18 protein-coding genes, 1 pseudogene and 1 riboswitch are annotated in these 18,701 nt (G+C 65.6%); of the genes and pseudogenes, 12 read left to right on the forward strand and 7 right to left on the reverse strand.

The window, feature by feature from the left end; all coding sequences use genetic code 11:
* Positions 1-224 precede the first annotated feature (224 nt).
* The 3 genes from BUA26_RS06765 to BUA26_RS06775 all read left to right on the forward strand — a co-directional run bounded on the left by BUA26_RS06765 (position 225) and on the right by BUA26_RS06775 (position 4,350).
* Positions 225-1,463: a murein hydrolase activator EnvC family protein gene (locus BUA26_RS06765; protein WP_072758964.1), complete on the forward strand. Its 1,239-nt coding sequence runs from the start codon at positions 225-227 to the stop codon at positions 1,461-1,463.
* Between the two features lie 130 nt (positions 1,464-1,593).
* Positions 1,594-3,003: a S41 family peptidase gene (locus BUA26_RS06770; protein ID WP_072758966.1), complete on the forward strand. Its 1,410-nt coding sequence runs from the start codon at positions 1,594-1,596 to the stop codon at positions 3,001-3,003.
* Between the two features lie 45 nt (positions 3,004-3,048).
* Positions 3,049-4,350 (forward strand): NAD(P)/FAD-dependent oxidoreductase, encoded by a 1,302-nt coding sequence (locus tag BUA26_RS06775; RefSeq protein ID WP_072758968.1) that lies wholly within the window; start codon positions 3,049-3,051, stop codon positions 4,348-4,350.
* Positions 4,351-4,433: 83 nt separating this feature from the next.
* On the opposite strand, the gene rpoH is transcribed toward BUA26_RS06775, so the two are convergent.
* Positions 4,434-5,297: an RNA polymerase sigma factor RpoH gene (rpoH, locus tag BUA26_RS06780; RefSeq protein ID WP_072758970.1), complete on the reverse strand. Its 864-nt coding sequence runs from the start codon at positions 5,295-5,297 to the stop codon at positions 4,434-4,436.
* Between the two features lie 197 nt (positions 5,298-5,494).
* Positions 5,495-5,595: riboswitch (TPP riboswitch) on the forward strand.
* A 74-nt stretch (positions 5,596-5,669) separates the two neighbouring features.
* On the opposite strand from rpoH, the gene thiC reads away from it, so the two are divergent.
* From thiC to thiD, 7 genes are read left to right on the forward strand one after another with little or no spacing between them, the layout of a single operon-like run.
* Positions 5,670-7,511, forward strand: coding sequence for a phosphomethylpyrimidine synthase ThiC (gene thiC, locus BUA26_RS06785; protein WP_072758972.1), 1,842 nt, complete (start codon positions 5,670-5,672; stop codon positions 7,509-7,511).
* 4 nt (positions 7,512-7,515) lie between these two features.
* Positions 7,516-8,505: a glycine oxidase ThiO gene (gene thiO, locus BUA26_RS06790; protein ID WP_072758974.1), complete on the forward strand. Its 990-nt coding sequence runs from the start codon at positions 7,516-7,518 to the stop codon at positions 8,503-8,505.
* Positions 8,490-8,687, forward strand: coding sequence for a sulfur carrier protein ThiS (gene thiS, locus BUA26_RS06795; RefSeq protein ID WP_072758976.1), 198 nt, complete (start codon positions 8,490-8,492; stop codon positions 8,685-8,687). Before thiO ends, thiS begins: the two co-directional genes overlap by 16 nt.
* A 3-nt stretch (positions 8,688-8,690) precedes the next feature.
* A complete protein-coding gene (locus BUA26_RS06800) occupies positions 8,691-9,461 on the forward strand; it encodes a thiazole synthase (RefSeq protein WP_072758978.1) in 771 nt (256 codons plus the stop codon).
* Positions 9,458-10,081, forward strand: coding sequence for a thiamine phosphate synthase (locus BUA26_RS06805; protein WP_072758980.1), 624 nt, complete (start codon positions 9,458-9,460; stop codon positions 10,079-10,081). Before BUA26_RS06800 ends, BUA26_RS06805 begins: the two co-directional genes overlap by 4 nt.
* Positions 10,078-11,064, forward strand: a complete 987-nt coding sequence (locus BUA26_RS06810) for a HesA/MoeB/ThiF family protein (protein WP_072758982.1) — start codon at positions 10,078-10,080, stop codon at positions 11,062-11,064. Before BUA26_RS06805 ends, BUA26_RS06810 begins: the two co-directional genes overlap by 4 nt.
* Entirely contained in the window at positions 11,061-11,825 is a 765-nt protein-coding gene (thiD, locus tag BUA26_RS06815) for a bifunctional hydroxymethylpyrimidine kinase/phosphomethylpyrimidine kinase (protein WP_255368190.1), read from the forward strand. Before BUA26_RS06810 ends, thiD begins: the two co-directional genes overlap by 4 nt.
* 6 nt (positions 11,826-11,831) lie before the next feature.
* Here thiD and BUA26_RS20700 read toward each other — a convergent pair.
* Positions 11,832-12,002 (reverse strand): annotated as a pseudogene (locus tag BUA26_RS20700) (uracil-DNA glycosylase); the annotation flags it as partial.
* An 83-nt stretch (positions 12,003-12,085) separates the two neighbouring features.
* Here BUA26_RS20700 and BUA26_RS06825 point away from each other — a divergent pair.
* Positions 12,086-12,673, forward strand: a complete 588-nt coding sequence (locus tag BUA26_RS06825) for a GNAT family N-acetyltransferase (RefSeq protein WP_178368550.1) — start codon at positions 12,086-12,088, stop codon at positions 12,671-12,673.
* Here BUA26_RS06825 and ung read toward each other — a convergent pair.
* From ung to BUA26_RS06850, 5 genes are all read right to left on the reverse strand, one after another.
* A complete protein-coding gene (gene ung, locus BUA26_RS06830; protein WP_072758989.1) occupies positions 12,670-13,404 on the reverse strand; it encodes a uracil-DNA glycosylase in 735 nt (244 codons plus the stop codon). The genes BUA26_RS06825 and ung overlap by 4 nt on opposite strands.
* Positions 13,401-14,243: a response regulator gene (locus tag BUA26_RS06835; RefSeq protein ID WP_072758991.1), complete on the reverse strand. Its 843-nt coding sequence runs from the start codon at positions 14,241-14,243 to the stop codon at positions 13,401-13,403. The genes ung and BUA26_RS06835 overlap by 4 nt, the downstream gene beginning before the upstream one ends.
* A 139-nt stretch (positions 14,244-14,382) precedes the next feature.
* Positions 14,383-15,378 carry a permease-like cell division protein FtsX gene (gene ftsX / locus BUA26_RS06840; protein WP_072758992.1) on the reverse strand — a complete coding sequence of 332 codons (996 nt, stop codon included), beginning with the start codon at positions 15,376-15,378 and terminating at the stop codon, positions 14,383-14,385.
* Positions 15,375-16,052, reverse strand: coding sequence for a cell division ATP-binding protein FtsE (gene ftsE, locus BUA26_RS06845; RefSeq protein WP_072758993.1), 678 nt, complete (start codon positions 16,050-16,052; stop codon positions 15,375-15,377). Before ftsE ends, ftsX begins: the two co-directional genes overlap by 4 nt.
* A 157-nt stretch (positions 16,053-16,209) precedes the next feature.
* A complete protein-coding gene (locus BUA26_RS06850; protein ID WP_072760138.1) occupies positions 16,210-17,946 on the reverse strand; it encodes a DEAD/DEAH box helicase in 1,737 nt (578 codons plus the stop codon).
* 401 nt (positions 17,947-18,347) lie between these two features.
* Here BUA26_RS06850 and trxA point away from each other — a divergent pair, with 401 nt between their 5' ends.
* Positions 18,348-18,674 (forward strand): thioredoxin TrxA, encoded by a 327-nt coding sequence (gene trxA / locus BUA26_RS06855; RefSeq protein WP_072758994.1) that lies wholly within the window; start codon positions 18,348-18,350, stop codon positions 18,672-18,674.
* The last annotated feature ends 27 nt before the right edge of the window (positions 18,675-18,701 follow it).

An 18,701-nucleotide genomic window follows, 5' to 3' on the forward strand; every position in this document is an offset into this window, starting at 1 on the left:
GGAAGCCAGCTTCAGCAGCCAGCGAAAGGCCACGAGCGGGGGAAGGCCTCTTCGCGAACGCGGTTTAACACCACATTAATTGATACTCAAGTGCCTAATTTCCCGATGTATTTCATGCATATTTCGGACCACGCAGCGCACTTCGCCATCGGCGCGACGCACTCCCAGGCGTTCGGCAAAGTGCGGATGGCGCTGTCTCGCTCCGCTCGGGGATAATCGGCTGCATGCCCAAACCCACCCGTTTCGCCGCCCGCCCCTTCCACAGCCTGATCCTCGCCACATCGCTGGGCTGTCTGGTCATCACTCCGCTGCAGGCGCGACAGGATGGCAAGAGCCGCACCGAACAAGCCGAGGCGAAACAGAAACTGGCCGACCTGCGCAGCAAAATGGAGGCGCTGGCGAAGCAGCAGGCCGATACCGCCGAGCGCCGTGACAGCGTCAACGCCGAACTTGCCAAGCAGGCCAACGCGCTTGCCGGCGCGGCACGTGCGGTACGCCAGACCGATACCGAGCTGGCGGCCAAGCAGCAGCAGCTGGATCAGCTGCAACAGCAGCGCGCCACCTTGAAGCAGACGCTGGACAGCCAACGCGCGGCCATCGCCGACCTGCTGCGTGCCACTTATGCGCTTGGCCACGGTTCGGATCTGCGCCTGTTGCTGGGCGACGAAGACGTGGCACGCATTTCCCGTGCGCTGGTGTATTCGAAGTATTTCCAGCAGGACCGCGTGGCGCGGGTACAAAAGCTGATGGCTGACTTGGCCAAACTGCAGGAGCTGGAAAACACCATCACCAGCGAGCAACAAGCCTTGCAGGCCACCAAAGCACAGCGCGAACAGCAGGCGAAAACGCTGAGCCAGCAGCGCGCCGCACAGCAGAAGCTGGCTGCCGCCACTGATGCCCAGTACAAGGATCAGGCGGAACGGCTGGCCGCGCTGAAGCAGAACGCGCAATCGCTCAACAATCTGGTCGACAAGCTGCAAAAGGTGATCGACGAAGCGGCGCGCGAAGCCGCCGCCCGCGAGGCCGCGGCGCGCGCCGCGGCATCCGGCAAGCACCCCGGTCATAAGCTGCCACCGCCGCCGATCGAGATCGGCAACGCCGGCGCCGATATCCGCGGCAACTTGCCATGGCCGGCCAGCGGCGTGGTCAACAGCTATGGCAGCGGCGTGCTGATTAAGGCCGGCGGCGGCAGCGAGATTCACGCGGTCGCGCGCGGCCGTGTCATCTACGCCGGCTTCCTGCGCGGTTACGGCATGCTGCTGATCGTCAACCACGGCAATGGCTGGATGAGCATGTACGGCAACAACGAGACGCTGCTGCACGGTGTCGGCGATCAGGTCGATGCCGGCGAGGCGATCGGTACCGCCAGTGCACCCACCGGTATCAATACCGGCGTGTATTTCGAGTTGCGCAAGGGCGGCCAGCCGGTCGATCCACGCAGTTGGCTGAGTCAGCGCCGTTGACGCCTTCACCATGCCGTCGCAGGCTAGACTTGTGCCTTCGATGAATTACTCCGGCGTTCGGTTGTCACACGTCCTGTCACTCTTTCCGTCGCGTTCCGGCGCGATGTTTGCCCGTTGCACGGAGTCACCCATGCGTTTTTCCACCCGTAGCCCAACCGTCAGCCTGACCGCCCTGCTGCTGGCCGTTCCATTCCTGCTGACCGTGCCGCACGCAAACGCGCAGAGCGCGCCTGTCGGCAGCTCCAGCGTGGCCGCGCCCGCCCCGCCGGTCGACCTGCCGGCCACCGACACCCGCGCCCGCGCGCCGGCCAGCGCCGCCCCCAACGACCAGGTCAGCCTGGACGACATCCGCAATTTCAGCCGCGTGTATGAAGTGGTGCGCCAGGCGTATGTGGAAAAGGTCGACAACAAGACGCTGATGAAGGCGGCGATCACCGGCATGCTCAGCGGGCTCGATCCGCACAGCGAATACCTCGACAAAGACGGTCTGACTCAACTCAGCGAGGACACCACCGGCGAATACAGCGGCCTCGGCATCGAGGTGCTGCAGGTCGACGGCGGCCTGCACATCGTCTCGCCGATCGACGACACGCCCGCCGCGCGCGCCGGCATCAAGGCCGGCGACAACATCGTCAAGATCAACGGCACGCTGATCGATCCCGGCAATGTCGACGAGATGTTCAAGCAGCTGCGCGGCAAACCCGGCAGCAAGATCGACCTCACCATCGCTCACGACAAGAGCGACAAGCTGATCGATCTGCACCTGGTGCGCGAGAACATCGCGGTCAGCAGCGTCAAGGTGCGCGAGCTGGAGCCCGGCTACGCCTACCTGCGGGTCAGCCAGTTCCAGGACGACACCGCCGGCGATCTGGAGCGCAAACTCGGCGAACTGATCCAGAAGAACGGCGCACAGAAAGGCGCCGTGCTGGATCTGCGCAACAATCCCGGCGGCCTGCTCACCGCCGCGGTGGGCGTCAGCGACGAGTTCCTCGACTCCGGCACCATCGTCACCACCCGCGGCCGGCTGCAGGACGCCAACATGAGTTTCAACGCCCACCCTGGCGACCGGCTCAATGGCGCGCCGATGATTGTGCTCACGAACAACGGCACCGCTTCGGCCGCCGAGATCGTCTCCGGTGCATTGAAGGACAATCACCGCGCACTGATCATGGGCCAGCGCACGTTCGGCAAGGGCGTCGTGCAGACCGTGGTGCCGCTGGATGCGGAGCATGCGGTGAAAATCACCACCGCGCGCTACTACACGCCGAACGGTACCTCCATCCAGGCCGAGGGCATCAAGCCCGACATCGCGCTGGCCGACCTCACGGTCAACAAGGCCGACAGCGGGCCGGTGCTGATCAGCTCCGAAGCCGACCTGCCGAACCATCTGGCCAATGAACACGCCAAGACCGGCAACGACATCAACGACGACGGAAGTGCCGCCGACGGCAAGCTGGCCACCAGCGACTACGCGCTGTCGCAAGCCTTGAACGTCCTGAAAGGCATGGCGCTGCGCCAGCCGGCCGCCGTCCGGCGCTGATCTGTTGCGCTGCACCGGCCGCCCGCGCAACACGAGCCGCCCGCGATGACGCGTGCCGCTGCCGATCCCGCCGATGCGCCCCGAGTCGTGATACTCGGCGGCGGCTTCGGCGGCATGGCCGCGGCGCGGCAACTGGCCGGCGCGGCCGTGCGGATGACGCTGGTCGACCGGCGCAACCATCACCTGTTCCAACCGCTGCTGTATCAGGTCGCCACCGCGAGTCTGGCGGCGCCATCGATCGCCGCGCCGTTGCGGCAGATCCTGCGCCGTCAGCGCAACCTCACCGTGTTGCTGGACGAAGTGACCGGCATCGATCTGGCGGCCCGTCGGGTGCAATGTGCGCATAGCGTGCTCGACTACGATTTCCTGGTGGTCGCCACTGGCGCCACCCACGCCTATTTCGGCCATGACGAATGGGAGCGCTACGCGCCGGGACTGAAAACGCTGGACGATGCCTTCCTGATCCGCCGTCGCGTGCTGCTGGCATTCGAGCACGCCGAGCGCGAGACCGATCCCGCGCGCCGCCAGGCCTGGCTCAACTTTGTCGTGGTCGGCGGCGGCTCCACCGGCGTCGAACTGGCCGGTACCTTGATCGAACTGGCGCGGCATACCTTGTCGCGCGAATTCCGCCGCAGCGATCCGCGGCGTGCCTCGGTGCGCCTGATCGAAGCGGGGCCACGCCTGCTGACCGCCTACGACCCGATCCTGTCCGACAAGGCGCGCCGGCAGCTCGAACGCCTCGGCGTGGAAGTGCACACCGGCGTCGCCGTCACCGATATCGATGCGGGCGGCGTGAAGCTGGGCGAACACTGGCTACCCGCACGCACCGTGCTGTGGGCTGCCGGCGTGGCGGCATCGCCGGTGGGGCGTCTGCTCGGCGCCGCGCTCGATCGCGCCGGCCGCGTGCAGGTGCTGCCGGACCTGAGCCTGCCCGGGCATCCGGAGGTCTTCGCCATCGGTGATCTCGCCGGGATCGCGCAAAGCGATGGCAAGCCGGTACCCGGCGTGGCGCCGGCGGCCAAGCAGATGGGTCGGTATGTCGGCACGGTGATCCGCTCGCGCCTGCGCGGCAGCGATGAAAAGCGGCCGTTCTCCTATCGCGACGACGGCTCGCTCGCCACCATCGGGCGTTTGGCGGCAGTGGCGCAATTCGGCAAGCTGAAACTGTCCGGTTTCCCGGCGTGGTCCGCATGGCTGCTGGCCCACATCTATTTTCTGATCGGCTTCCGCAACCGACTGGTGGTGATGCTGGACTGGGCCTGGGCTTATTGGACGCACCAGCGGCACGCCCGCATCGTCAGTGGTGACGACATACCCGATGACGATGCGGAACAGCATCCGGAATAGGCCGACCGACATGCAAACGGCCCCTAGCGGGGCCGTTGCTTATCCGCCCATCCATGAGCGCTTGAAAGACTTGCCCGGTCAGATTACGCCGTGGCGAACAGGCCGCGCATCTTCTTCATGGCGTTCGCTTCCACCTGGCGGATGCGCTCGGCGGAAACGCCGTACTCATCAGCCAGATCCTGCAGCGTGGCCTTGTTGTCGTCATCCAGCCAACGGCGCTGGATGATGTCGCGCGAACGCTTGTCCAGATGGCTCAACGCATCGGTCAACGTCTGCATCTGGTTGTCCGAGTAGTCTTCGTCGGACACGTTCTCGTACGGATCGGCGCCGTCGTCGATCAGGAACGCCGCCGGTGCCGGCTTGGCATCGTCGTCGGCATCGGCTGGCGCTTCGAAACCGATGTCGCGGCCGGACAGGCGCGATTCCATCTCGCGCACCGTCGCCTCGGGCACACCCAGATCCTTGGCTACCGTGCTCACCTCGGCCGCGTTCATCCAGCCCAGGCGTTTCTTGCTCTTGCGCAGGTTGAAGAACAGCTTGCGCTGCGCCTTGGTGGTGGCGACCTTCACGATGCGCCAGTTCTTGAGAATGAATTCGTGCATCTCGGCACGGATCCAATGCACCGCAAAGCTGACCAGACGCACGCCCTGATCCGGGTCGAAACGCTTCACAGCCTTCATCAGGCCGATGTTGCCTTCCTGGATCAGGTCGGCCAGCTGCAGGCCATAACCGCTGTAACCGCGCGCCACGTGCACCACAAAACGCAGATGCGACATCACCAGCTTCTTCGCAGCAGCCAGATTCGCTTCTTCGAGGTAGTCACGCGACAGCGCCTGCTCCTCTTCCGAGCTCAGCACCGGAATGCGGTGAACCGCAGAAATATAGGCATCCAGACTGCCCACTACGCTCGGTAGCGGAAAGTTGGCGGTCACCAAAGCTTGAGACATGGGTGGAACCTCCTGAATGACGTCAAAGTTTAGCACTCGGGTGGTTGGAGTGCTAAAGCCCGGAATGGTTCCGAGCTTTAATGAACCATATAGTACACATATCCAGTTTCGATGTCCATGGTTTCCCGCCCACCAGCGACACCGCGGCGGCAGCGGCACAACCTTGACAGGCCGCCATACGCGCATCCATCCTGCCCGGACATTCCGAGGGGTGCCCCGAAAGGGGCTGAGATAGCGCGAGCTGACCCTTGAACCTGATCCGGGTCATGCCGGCGGAGGAACGGGAATCATGACGGTCGGCTCTTTCGAGTCGCCCGTCCACCCTTACATCGTCAATCCCGGATCTCCTGTTTTTGTCCCAGGAGGAGATCCATGAATACCCCTGCACCACTGCTCGGCTCCGCACCCGATACGGTCACGACCGGGCCAATCGGCGGATCGAAAAAAGTCTACGTCGAACCGCCGTCGCACCCTTCGATCCGCGTACCGTTTCGCGAGATCGCCGTCACCGATCCACAGACGCCGACCATCCGGGTCTACGACCCGTCGGGCCCTTATACCGACAGCGAGGCCTGCATCGACCTGGAAGCCGGCCTGCCGCTGGTGCGCGAACCATGGGTCCAGGCACGTGGGTTCCAGACCATCGAGGGCCGCACGGTTCGACCCGAGGACAACGGCGGCGTCGGGCCGGACCGTCTGGTCGCCCCGTGCCCCGCGCAGCGGACCTTGCGCATGGGCCAATCCGGCGCGCCGGTCACCCAGCTGGAGTTCGCGCGTGCCGGGATCGTCACCGAGGAAATGATCTACGTCGCCCATCGCGAGAATCTGGCGCGGGCCGAGGCGTTGCAAGACGCGAGCGCGAAGATCGCCGATGGCGAGTCCTTCGGCGCCGCCATTCCCGCGTTCGTGACCCCCGAATTCGTGCGTCAGGAGATCGCGCTGGGACGGGCGATCATCCCCGCCAACATCAACCACGGCGAACTCGAGCCGATGGCGATCGGCCGCAACTTTCTGGTCAAGGTCAACGCCAACATCGGCAACTCGGCGATCTCCTCCGGCGTGGCCGAAGAAGTAGAGAAGCTGGTCTGGGCAATCCGCTGGGGCGCCGACACGATCATGGACCTGTCCACCGGCCGCAACATCCACAACATCCGCTCGTGGATCATCCGCAACTCACCGGTGCCGATCGGCACCGTGCCGATCTACCAGGCGCTGGAGAAAGTGGGCGGCGACCCGGTCAAGCTCACTTGGGAGGTGTTCAAGGACACCTTGATCGAGCAGGCCGAACAAGGCGTGGACTATTTCACGATCCATGCCGGAGTGCGCCTGCGCCACGTTCCGCTCACCGCCAAACGGGTGACCGGCATCGTGTCGCGCGGCGGGTCGATCATGGCGCGCTGGTGCCTTGCCCACCACAAGGAGAGTTTTCTCTACGAACGCTTCGACGAGATCTGCGACATCATGCGCCGCTACGACGTCGCGTTCTCGCTTGGCGACGGCTTGCGTCCCGGCTCGATCGCCGATGCCAACGACGAGGCCCAGTTCGCCGAGCTGGAAACCCTGGGCGAGCTGACGAAGATCGCCTGGGCCAAGGGCTGCCAGGTGATGATCGAAGGGCCGGGCCACGTCCCGATGCACAAGATCAAGCTCAACATGGACAAGCAGCTGGCATGCTGCGCCGAGGCGCCGTTCTACACGCTGGGTCCGTTGACCACCGACATCGCGCCGGGCTACGACCACATCACCTCCGGCATCGGCGCGGCGATGATCGGCTGGTTCGGCACCGCCATGCTCTGCTACGTCACGCCGAAAGAACACCTGGGCCTGCCCGACCGCAACGACGTCAAGACCGGCGTCATCACTTACAAGATCGCGGCCCATGCGGCCGATCTGGCCAAGGGCCATCCGGCCGCGCAGGTGCGCGACGATGCCTTGTCGCGGGCGCGCTTCGAGTTCCGTTGGGACGACCAGTTCAACCTCTCGCTCGATCCGGATACCGCGCGCGCCTACCACGACGCCACCTTGCCGAAGGACGCGCACAAGGTCGCGCATTTCTGCTCCATGTGCGGCCCCAAGTTCTGCTCGATGCAGATCACCCAGGATCTGCGCAGGGACGTCCTGGCGATGGAAGCGGCGGCACTCGCGGGCATGGCGACCAAGTCGCGCGAGTTCGTGGAGCAAGGCGCCCAACTCTACGTGCCGTCGGCGGAGTGAGCCCATGCGCGTCACCGTGATCGGAGCTGGTGTGACCGGCCTCGTGGCGGCGCTCGAATTGGCCGCGCGGGGCGCCCGTGTCGACATCGTCGAACGGGGCACGCAACTGGGCGCGCAGGCATGCGGCTGGTTTGCCGGCGGCATGCTGGCACCTTGGTGCGAGCAGGAAAGCGCGGAGCCTCATGTGGGCCGGCTCGGGCAAATGGCACTCGACTGGTGGCCGAGGCATTTCAGCGAAACCGTCTGCAACGGCACATTGGTGGTGGCGCCCACGCGGGACCGTGCCGAACTCGACCACTTCGGCCGGCGCACCGAACGCTTCGAACGAATCGGTGCCGAGCGCATCGCCGAGCTGGAACCCGATCTTTCCGGGCGCTTCCGCCAGGCGTTGTTCTTCCCTGACGAGGCGCACCTGGACCCACGCAGGGCCGTGGCGGCGATCGCCGCCAGGCTCGGCGACATGGGCGTCACTATCCACTTCGGCGTGGACGCCACGACCGTCCCGGTCGCCGCCGACCAGGTGCTGGACTGCCGCGGCTTCGCTGCACGCGACACGCTGGACGACCTGCGCGGCGTCCGCGGCGAAATGCTGCTGGTGCGCACCAGGGACATTACGCTTTCGCGTCCGGTGCGGCTGCTGCATCCGCGCATGCCGCTGTACGTGATACCGCGCGCCGATGGGCTGTTCATGATCGGCGCCACGATGATCGAAAGCGATCATGGCGGCCCGGTCACGGCGCGCTCGGCGATGGAGCTGCTCAACGGCGCCTACGCGCTGCACCCTGCATTCGGCGAGGCGGAGATCGTCGAGATGGGCGTCGGCATCCGCCCGGCCTTTGCCGACAACCTGCCGCGGCTGGTGCGACGCGGCCACACATGGCATGTCAACGGCCTGTACCGCCATGGCTTCCTGCTGGCACCGGCCATGGCACATCAGGCCGCGCAGGCCATTTTCGGAACATCCTCCGGAGAGTATTCATGCAGATCATCGTGAATGGCGTCGAGCAGAAGCTGCGCGCGACCACACTGGCGCAGGCGCTGGACGAGCTCGACTACGGCGATAGCATCGTCGCCACCGCGCTCAACGGGCGCTTCGTCGCTGCCGCCGCCCGTGTCTCGACCGCGCTGGCGAACGGCGACGCCCTCGAAATCGTCGCCCCGATGCAAGGCGGCTGAGCGATGAACCTCTACGGCATCGAGGTCGCCTCGCGACTGTGGCTGGGCACCGCGCGATACCCGTCCCCGGCGATCCTCAGCGACGCGGTGCGGGCGTCCGGCACCGACATCGTCACCGTGTCGCTGCGGCGCGAATCCGGCACGCAACGCGGCGGACAGAATTTCTGGTCGATCATCCGCGGGCTCGGCGTGCGGGTGCTGCCCAATACCGCCGGCTGCCATTCGGTGAAGGAAGCGGTGACTACCGCACAGATGGCGCGGGACATTTTCCAGACCTCATGGATCAAGCTCGAAGTGATCGGCGAAGTCGACACGCTGCAGCCGGACGTGTTCGGCCTGGTCGAGGCAGCCAACGTACTGTGCGCGGACGGGTTCGAGGTTTTCCCGTACACCACCGACGACCTGGTCGTCGCCGAACGGCTGCTCGAAGCGGGCTGCCGTGTGTTGATGCCGTGGGGCGCGCCGATCGGTACCGGCATGGGCCTCAACAATATCTTCGGCCTGCGCGCACTGCGCGCCCACTTCCCGGAAGTGCCGCTGATCGTCGACGCGGGCATCGGCCGGCCATCTCATGCGGCCGCGGCGATGGAACTGGGCTATGACGGCGTCCTGCTGAACACCGCCGTGGCGATGGCCGGCGATCCGGTGCTAATGGCCGGCGCGTTTGCCAAAGCGATCGAAGCCGGGCGGGCCGCGTTTCTCGCGCAGCCGATGGAGTCTCGCGATATCGCCACGCCGTCGACGCCGCTGCTCGGCAAGGCCTGGCTGGAATGAGCCGGCTAGCCGCGTTCTATCCCGTCGTCGACAGCGCCGACTGGATCCGGCGACTGGTTCCGGTCGGCGTGAAGCTGGTGCAGTTGCGGATCAAGGACCGTACCGCCGCCGAGGTGCGCCGCGAAGTGCGCGCCGCGCTGGCGATCTGCGTGCCTCGGCGCGTGCAACTCGTCGTCAACGACTACTGGCACATCGCGCTGGACGAAGGCGCCGATTTCATCCACCTGGGCCAGGAGGATCTTGCCGGCGCCGACCTGAAGGCGATTCGCGCGCGGCATGTGAAGCTGGGTGTCAGCACGCACGACGACACCGAACTCGAGCGTGCGCTCGGCGTGGCGCCCGACTATGTGGCGCTCGGGCCGATCTACCCCACGAGCCTGAAGTCGATGCCCTGGGCGCCGCAAGGACTGGACCGCCTCGGCGAGTGGAAACGCCGGATCGGCCGCGTGCCGCTGGTGGCGATTGGCGGCATCACGTTGGAACGGGCCGCCGGTTGCCTCGCCGCAGGCGCGGACTGCGCGGCGGTGGTGAGCGACGTGACCAGACATCTCGATCCGCTGGGCCGTGCCGCGTCGTGGATCAGTGCCACCAGAGCGGCTTCCATGAGCCCCGTCGCATGACCGGCCGGTATGCACGCCAGATCGCGCTGGCACAGGTCGGCACGGACGGCCAGGCGCGGCTGGCGGCAGCCAGCGTGCTAGTCATCGGTGCGGGCGGGCTCGGCTGCCCAGTGCTGCAATACCTCGCTGCGGCCGGCGTCGGGCGCCTCATCATCGTCGACCACGACGTGGTCGAGGAGAGCAACCTGCATCGCCAGCCGCTGTACACCATGGACGATGTCGGCTCGCCCAAGGTCGCGGCGGCACGCGCGGCCTTGTTGCGCCTGAACCCCACGATCACGGTGGAAACGCTCGCCGCACGCGCAACGCCGGACAACGCCGCGCGTCTGGTCGCTGACGCCGATATCGTGGTCGACGCAGCCGACAGCCTGGCCGCCACCTATGTAGTGAACGATGCCTGTCAGGCGTTGGCACGGCCCCTGGTCAGCGCGTCGGCGGTCGGCTTGAGCGGGTATGTCGGTGCGTTCTGCGCGGGCGCACCGAGCTACCGGGCGGTGTTTCCCGACATGCCTGCACGCGCGGCGACCTGCAGCAGCGCCGGCGTGCTCGGCAGCCTGGTAGGCGTCATCGGCAGCTTGCAGGCACAGCTCGTGCTGCAGCTGATTCTGGCCATCTCGCCCTCGCCGCTTGGCTGGCTGGTGACCTTCGATGCCGCCCGACTGAGCTTCGGCGGCTTCGCCTTCCACGACGCGGGCGAACCGGACAGCCCCCTCCTGCGCTACATCTCAGCGCGCGAAGTGACGGCCGACGATCTGGTGGTCGACCTGAGGAGTCTGGACGAGGCCCCGGTGTCGCCATTCGATGACGCGCTGCGGCTTGAAGTCGACACGATCGGCACCTTGATCGACGACCATCCGCCCTCCGCCATCCGCATCGTGCTGTGCTGCCATAGCGGCCTGCGGGCGTGGCAGGCCGGACGCCAGCTGCGCGACCGTGGATTTACCCGGCTGGCCCTGGTGGCGCTGGCGAACGGGACAACATGAACATGCCGCGGCGCGCCTCGCCTATGCCGACGGCGCTCTCCATCGCCGGCTCCGACTCCTGCGGCGGTGCAGGCATCCAGGCCGACCTGAAGACGTTTTCCGCGCTGGGCGTCGACGGCGCCACCGTGCTGACCGCGGTCACCGCGCAAAACAGTGCCGGGGTGCGGGCGATACAGATCATGTCCCCCGAGATGGTGGCGGCGCAGTTGGACGCGGTCTTCGACGGGCTCGATATCCGCGCCGTCAAACTGGGCATGCTCGCCACGGCCGCCACCGTGACCACCGTCGCCGAGTGCCTGCTCCGACGCCGGCCACCGCACGTGGTGCTCGATCCGGTGATGATCGCCACATCGGGCGCCAGCCTGCTCAGCGAAGACGCCGTTACGTTCATGCGCTCGCGCCTGCTGCCGCTGGTCGATTGCCTCACGCCCAATCTGGCGGAGGCAGCGGTACTGCTTGGCGTGCCGTGCGCAACGGACGAAGCGCAGATGGCCGCGCAGGGGCGTGCCTTGCTCGCCTTGGGGCCGCGTGCCGTGCTGATGAAAGGCGGTCATGCACCCTTGACCGAAGCGGTCGACCTGCTGGTAACGCCCGACGGCACGCAACGCTTCGCGGCGCGCTGGGTGGAAACCGGCAAGCTGCATGGAACCGGTTGCATCCTGTCGGCCGCCATCGCGGCATGGCTCGCTCGCGGAGCCGTACTGGCCGATGCCGTCATGCAGGCCAAGGCGCATCTGACCGCAACGCTCGCACACCGATGACCGGGGTTACGCGTGGCCCGCGCGAACAGTCGCCGACAGCATGGCCGCGGGCGGTAGCGACCAGTCCATGGCCGCGTAACCATGTGACTCCAGATAACGGTTGGCGGCGGAGAAGTGCCCGCAGCCGATGAACCCGCGGTGGGCCGACAGCGGTGACGTATTCAGAATAACGACGACAATCGCAATTTGCAGTCATCCGAATGTCCGAATGTGCGTTAGTTTATGCTGCCTCTAAATACCCCCCCGAGAGGGAAGCATCCATGAATGCCATGTTGATAAACGTTCCAGGGCATCGCACATCTCGAGTACATCCGTTGCAGATCACGCGGGCAGCTCCCTGGGACATCTTGTTCTTTCTCACGGAAGTCGAATCGGGTGCCGCGGAAAGACACTTCATCCCGGAAATCAGCTTCAGCCAAAAAGTGCAAAACGCCCTCGCCCTGCGGTGCGCCAAGGCAATCCTGGGGGGAGTATGGGGACTTGGTCGGCTGTTCAAGTCTGATCAATTCAAATCTGATCAATTCGTGGTGGTTCGTCGAGGCAACCAGACATTGGGGGCGGCCTTGGCCAGCACCGATTGCGCCGAGGGCGGCCGAAAGACCGTCACCATCGAATATCTGGTGGTCGAATCAAGATTCCGCAGACAAGGTGTCGGCGAAGCACTCGTTCGGCACTTCCAAGCAAATGCCACCGACGGCTCCGAAGTATGTGCTTACTGCACCGCTCAATCGAAGGGCATGCAGAAGCTGCTCCGAGGACTGGATTTCAAATGTTCAAACAAGGCCATTTCCATACCGAACGGCAAGATTACCCACTATCTCCCATCCTGCTGGATATGGCGGCGTTAAGCGTCAGCTTTGTGGCGTTCTATATCTGCGCGTATAGGCAACGACCAGTTAATGGGAGCGTAGCCGCACTGCTCTAAATAGCGGTTCGCTGCCGAAAAGTGTCCGCAGCCGATGAAACCCCGGTGAGCCGACAGCGGTGACGGATGCACCGAGTTCAGCACGCAGTGGCGGCTGGTGTCGATCAGCTGGCCCTTGCGTTGCGCGTACGAGCCCCACAACAGGAACACCAGGCCCTCGCGCTCGCGGTTGAGCGCGTCGATCGCCGCGTCGGTGAAACCTTCCCAGCCCTTGCCCTGGTGCGAACCGGCGCGGCCTTCCTCCACCGTCAGCACGCTGTTGAGCAACAGCACGCCGCGATCGGCCCACGGTGTGAGGCAGCCGTGGTCGGGGCGCGGGATGCCGAGATCGCGCTGGATTTCCTTGAAAATGTTTTCCAGCGACGGCGGCACCCGCACACCGGGACGCACCGAAAAGCACAGACCGTGGGCCTGGCCGGGTCCGTGATACGGGTCCTGACCCAGGATCACCACGCGCACGGCATCGAACGGCGTGTGCTCGAATGCCGCGAAAATTTCCGGGCCAGGCGGATAGATCCGTTTGCCGGCCTGTTTCTCCGCGCGCAGAAACATCGACAGCGCCTGCATCTCGGGCCGCAGCAGATAGTCGCCGATGCGCGCCTTCCACGACGGCTCAAGCCTGACTTTTTCTTGGCCGGCCCGCTCGCCGCTCATGCAGCGCCCGCGTGACTGCGCAGATGTTGCGCGACCCGCAACTGGAATAGCAGCTTGGTGATCAGCAGTTTTTCCTCGACCGGCTTCTCGACCAGATCGTTCGCGCCCGCACGAATCAGCGCGGCCTGATTGGCGGGATTCTCGTCGCCGGTCATCACCAGCACTGGCAGCCGGCCCTTGCCATAACCGAACTCGCCACGGATGTGCTTGAGCAGATCGCCACCGGTCAACTCGCCCTTCAGACTGACATCGGTCAACACCACGTCGGCACCGACCCAACCCAGTGCACGATCGGTTTCCAGCATGGCCAGCGCATCCTCCACGCTGACCACGTGCCGCACCGTAAGGCCGATCTTCTCCAACATGCGCCGGGTCGCCAGAGCCACCACGCGGCTGTCCTCGACGTAGAGCACCGTGCCCTTCGCTGCCGTTTGCGGGCTCACGTAGCCGCGGATGAATTCAGCCAGCGCCTGAAACCCCAGCGCCTTGTCGAAATAGTCGGTGACATGCTCGCCCAGCGATCGTCGATGCAGGCGATCCTCGACATCGCCGGACACCACCACGATAGGCACATAGATCTGCGGCGCCGACTCGCGCACGAAGCGCGCCAGTTCCAGCCCGTCCATGTCGGGCAGGCGCAGCGCGATCGTGATGAAGTCGAACACGCCCTCGCCGAGCACCTGCTGCGCATCGGCACCGCTGCCGCAGCCGATCACTTCGACACCGGGCAGTTCGGCCTGCAGCACACGGGTGATCAACTGGCGCACCACTCGCGAGCCGTCGACCACCAGCACACGCGGTGCCTCGGTGAGCAGACGACTGCTGATATTCGTACTCATTCCTTAACTCATCCACCTGACCCGCGGCGATCCTTGCCGATGAACCCGCGACCGCACCCCCTGCGCCCGCTTCCATTACAGATAGTGCACTGAGCGCCGCGTCAATGGCTGCGATTCGCATCACCTTAGGCAGAACCGGTTAGCCCAATTTGCGCAATTGCCAAGCACTGACCAGCCGCGCGCCCAGCCAGCCCAGTGCCGCCGCAGCCAGCGGCACCGCCAGCAGCAGCCACAGCGGCAAGCCGCCAACCTGCAGCTTGCCATCGTAAGCGCGGCTCAACTGCGCCACCGGCCCCGCCAGCGTGAACTCGATCAGCAGCGCCAGCAACGCAGCGAGGATGCCGCTGAACAGGCCATACCAGATTCCCGCATACAGATATGGCCGGCGCACGAACGCATTGCTGGCGCCCACCAGCAGCAACACACCGATTTCCTCGCTGCGGCTGGCGATATCCACTCGCACCGTGTTGCCGACCACCAGCAACGCGGCCAACGCCAGCAACGAAGCCAGCACCAGCACGACACGATTGCCGACACCGAGCAGCGCGTCCAGCCGCTGGCGCCAGCTGCCGCTGTCCTGCACCAGCTCGACGCTGTGCATCGTGCGTACATCGGCCACCAGCTGTTCGAGCGCGCCGGCACTTGTCCCGGCGCGCGGCTGCAGTTGCAGCACGTAAGGCAGCGGGTTGTCGTCCAGCGACTGCACCGCCCCGGAGAAGCCCTGCATTTTCGCCAGTTCATCCATGCCTTGCTGCGGAGTCTTCACGACCACCGCAGCCACCTCGGGGCGGTCACCCAGTTGGCTGGCCAGCATCTGCGCTTGCTGGGCGGTCTGCCCGGGCTGCATGAAAACGCTGATCGCCTGGCTCTGGCCCAGCGCATCGCCGAGCTTCTGCACATTGCCCAGCAGCAGATAGAACGCCAGCGGCAAGGCCAGTGCCAGACCCATCACGGCGATGGTGAGCAGGCTGCCGAGCGGGCGCGAAGCGAGCCGGCGCAAGCTGGCCGCCGCGCTCCAACCGTGATGTTCCCGCCAGTTGCCGAGACGGCGGCCGCGGGTGTGTTCGTTGCGCGGCGACGCGTCGGGCGTGGCTGCGCGGGCGGTCGCGTGGACGCCTTCGGACGACGTATTCACAGCACCTCCTGCGCTGCCAGATCGGCGACCAGCCGGCCATGGTCGAGCACGATCACGCGCTTCTTCATGCGCTTGATCAGTGGCAGGTCGTGACTGGCGATCAGCACGGTGGTGCCGACCTGCTGAAATTCGCCGAACAAGCCCATGATCTCCACGGCCAGTTGCGGGTCGAGGTTGCCGGTCGGCTCGTCGGCGATCAGCAGGGTCGGCCGCGCCACGATCGCGCGGGCGATGCCGACCCGCTGCTGCTCGCCGGTGGACAGGGTCGCCGGCAGCTGACGCTCATAGGCGAGCAGGCCGACCTTTTCCAACGCCGCCCGTACTCGTCTGGCGCGCTCGGGTTTGGCGATACCGCCGATTACCAGTGGCAATTCGACATTCGCGAACACCGTGCGCTCCATCAGCAGGCGGTGATCCTGGAACACCATGCCGAGCTGCCGCCGCCACTTCGGAATGCCGCTGCGACGGATCTTCGCCAGACTCTTGCCATCCATGCTGATGGTGCCGTGCGAGGGCCGCTCGATCAGGCCCAGCAACTTGAGCAAGGTGCTCTTGCCGGCGCCGGAATGACCGGTGACGAAGGCCATCTCGCCGGTCGGCACCTCGAACGAAAGCTGTGAGAGCGCCTCATGGCCGCCCTCATAGCGCTTGCTGACTTGATCAAAATGGATCACCGAGTATCCCCGAGCCTGCGTGCCGTCGTACCAGCGCCAAGGATAAGGGAAGCCGGCGTCAAGATGCGGACTTCGTGAGCCGATCGATCGCGCCGATTCAGCACGTGCGGATTCGGCGCGTTGAGAAAGTGCAAGGTCGCACTTTCTCAACCCAAGGCTACCGCCCGGTGAACAGCCGGGTCAGCCGACGGAACAAGCCGGGCTTCTTCGCGTGGGCATGTTCGCCGGTCTTGCCGGAAGTCACCGCGACCTGCCGCGACGGCCGGTTGTGGGTGCTGCCGGTGGACTCGGTCGCGTTGCGCTCACGCGGCGGGCGACGCTCGCCACGCGGTGCGCGGTTGCCTTCGGCCACCGCGGGAACATGGCCATTCGTCTCGATACCATCGGTCGGCGCGCCTTCGCGACGGCGGTTGCGGCCGCCGCGACGCCGGCGCGGCTTGCGCACGCCTTCGGCGGCGACACCGCCATCGGCCGTCGGCGCTTCGGTCCGCTGTACCGGCACGGCCACCGGCTGCTCCGTCTCGGAGACCGGCACAGCCGGTTTGCGCTCGCGCGGCGGACGCGGGCCGCTGCGCGAGGCGCCACTGCGCTCGCCACCGCGGCTGGAACCGCCCGAACGACGCGGTGCCTCGCCCGGACGCGGCGCGACCACATCGCCAAAAGCGGCACTATCGGCAGCGGCGTTCGCGGCGAACTCGGCATCGATCGCATGCGGCTTCGGCATGATCAACAACTCCGGGTCCATCGGCGCCACCGGAATGCTCTGGCCGATATAGGTCTCGATTTCCGGCAGCGACATCGCGTACAGGTCGCAGGCGAAGCTGATCGCGTCGCCCTCGGCACCGAGCCGCGCGGTACGGCCGATACGGTGCACGTAATCTTCCGCCTCGTGCGGCAGGTCGTAATTGAACACGTGGCTGACCGCGGGAATATGCAGGCCGCGTGCGGCCACGTCGGTGGCGACCAGGATGTCCAGCTGGCCATCCTGGAAACGCTGCAGCAGCTTTTGCCGCTTCAGCTGCGGCACGTCGCCGGAGATCGCGCCGACGCGGCAACCGTGGCGCTTGACCCGCTCGGTGATGCGCTCGGCGGCGGCCTTGGTGTTGACGAAGATGATGCTGCGGCTCGGCTTGGTGCGGTCGAGCAGGTTCAACAGCAGCGGCATCTTCTCTTCCTTGGCGGGGAAGTAGACCAGCTGGCGCACCTTGTCGGCGGTGACGTTGTCGCTCTCCACCACCAGCTTCTCGGCGTTGTGCATGTGCTCGTAGGCGAGCTCCAGCACGCGGTGGCTCAGCGTGGCGGAGAACAGCAGCACCTGGCGCTGCTCGCGTGGCGGCAGGCGACGGAAGATGAAGCGCACGTCCTTGATGAAGCCGAGATCGAACATGCGATCGGCTTCGTCGATCACCATCACCTCGACGCTGTTGAGGCTGAAAACCCCTTGCTTGTGATAGTCGAGCATGCGGCCGGGGGTGGCGATGATGATGTCGCAGCCGTCTTTCAATTGCTGGCGCTGCTTGTCGTAATCGACGCCGCCGTAGATCAGCGCGCTGCGCAGGCCGGTGTGGCGGCCGATCGCCTTGGCGTCCTTCTCGATCTGGATCGCCAGCTCGCGGGTCGGCGCGATGATCAGCGCCCGCGGGTCGCTGTCCTTGCGGTCGGCCACGGCCGGCGTGGTCAGCAGGCGATTCATCAGCGCGACCAGGAACGCACAGGTCTTGCCGGTGCCGGTCTGCGCCTGGCCAGCGACGTCGCGCCCGGCCAGCGCCAGCGGCAAGGTCATTTCCTGGATCGGCGTGCAGCGGGTGAAGCCGCTGTCGTCCAGACCCTGCTGCAGCAGCGGATGAAGATCGAAATTGGTGAAGAAGGTATCGGTGAGTACGGTTTGTGACATATGCGGATGGTTGACCTTGCCTGACGGCGGCGTGATGCGCTGCACCCGCTTCAGACGCCGAAGGTCGGCGGAGGGCGGTGCAGGACGGGTGCGCGATGCGCAGCGAAGCAGCTCAATGTCAGGGTCAACAAGGTCGCGCCGCGGCTGGCGACGCCGTATTTGCCGGCGGTCTGACGGGCAGCTGTGCAAGCCGCCCTTGAATCGTGCCCGGAGTTGCGCTGGAATGAAGACCTGCCACTCATGGCACCTCTCGTTCCTGCCCAACCCGCGCTTCGTGGGCTCCTGAGTGTAACTGATGACGGCCTCTGGAGTCTGCCATGCTCCAAAGTCGCTATCTCCTTGTTTTCCCGAGTTTGCCACCCCATTGTCTTGCACCTTGACCCCAGCCACGGAGATCCCCGGTGAGCGACCTGATTACCCATGTGAATGACGACGCCTTCGACGAGCAGGTGCTCAAATCCGAAACCCCGGTGCTGCTGGATTTCTGGGCGGAATGGTGCGGCCCGTGCAAGGCCATCGCGCCGATGCTCGATGAGCTGGCCCTGCAGTACGAAGGCAAGCTGCGCATCGTCAAGGTCAATATCGACCAGAACCAGCAGACCCCGCGAGCCTATGGCGTGCGCGGCATCCCGACCCTGATGGTGTTCAAGAACGGCAAGGTCGAGGCGACCCAGATCGGCGCCGTCAGCAAGGGGCAGCTGACCCAGATGATCGACAAGGCCATCTGATCCATCGTTGCAAACCCGCTGCGCGGA

The sequence above is a fragment of the Rhodanobacter sp. OK091 genome, assembly GCF_900142825.1.
Classification (GTDB): Bacteria; Pseudomonadota; Gammaproteobacteria; order Xanthomonadales; family Rhodanobacteraceae; genus Rhodanobacter.

What these genes read in the sequence shown, in the direction of transcription:
- BUA26_RS06850 (WP_072760138.1), bottom strand. Translation starts at nt 17,946, where the DNA reads ATGTCACAAACCGTACTCACCGATACCTTCTTCACCAATTTCGATCTT.
- BUA26_RS06765 (WP_072758964.1), top strand. Translation starts at nt 225, where the DNA reads ATGCCCAAACCCACCCGTTTCGCCGCCCGCCCCTTCCACAGCCTGATC.
- thiS (WP_072758976.1), top strand. Translation starts at nt 8,490, where the DNA reads ATGCAGATCATCGTGAATGGCGTCGAGCAGAAGCTGCGCGCGACCACA.
- BUA26_RS06835 (WP_072758991.1), bottom strand. Translation starts at nt 14,243, where the DNA reads ATGAGTACGAATATCAGCAGTCGTCTGCTCACCGAGGCACCGCGTGTG.
- thiD (WP_255368190.1), top strand. Translation starts at nt 11,061, where the DNA reads ATGAACATGCCGCGGCGCGCCTCGCCTATGCCGACGGCGCTCTCCATC.
- BUA26_RS06800 (WP_072758978.1), top strand. Translation starts at nt 8,691, where the DNA reads ATGAACCTCTACGGCATCGAGGTCGCCTCGCGACTGTGGCTGGGCACC.
- thiC (WP_072758972.1), top strand. Translation starts at nt 5,670, where the DNA reads ATGAATACCCCTGCACCACTGCTCGGCTCCGCACCCGATACGGTCACG.
- BUA26_RS06775 (WP_072758968.1), top strand. Translation starts at nt 3,049, where the DNA reads ATGACGCGTGCCGCTGCCGATCCCGCCGATGCGCCCCGAGTCGTGATA.
- BUA26_RS06805 (WP_072758980.1), top strand. Translation starts at nt 9,458, where the DNA reads ATGAGCCGGCTAGCCGCGTTCTATCCCGTCGTCGACAGCGCCGACTGG.
- rpoH (WP_072758970.1), bottom strand. Translation starts at nt 5,297, where the DNA reads ATGTCTCAAGCTTTGGTGACCGCCAACTTTCCGCTACCGAGCGTAGTG.
- BUA26_RS06825 (WP_178368550.1), top strand. Translation starts at nt 12,086, where the DNA reads ATGAATGCCATGTTGATAAACGTTCCAGGGCATCGCACATCTCGAGTA.
- thiO (WP_072758974.1), top strand. Translation starts at nt 7,516, where the DNA reads ATGCGCGTCACCGTGATCGGAGCTGGTGTGACCGGCCTCGTGGCGGCG.
- BUA26_RS06810 (WP_072758982.1), top strand. Translation starts at nt 10,078, where the DNA reads ATGACCGGCCGGTATGCACGCCAGATCGCGCTGGCACAGGTCGGCACG.
- ung (WP_072758989.1), bottom strand. Translation starts at nt 13,404, where the DNA reads ATGAGCGGCGAGCGGGCCGGCCAAGAAAAAGTCAGGCTTGAGCCGTCG.
- BUA26_RS06770 (WP_072758966.1), top strand. Translation starts at nt 1,594, where the DNA reads ATGCGTTTTTCCACCCGTAGCCCAACCGTCAGCCTGACCGCCCTGCTG.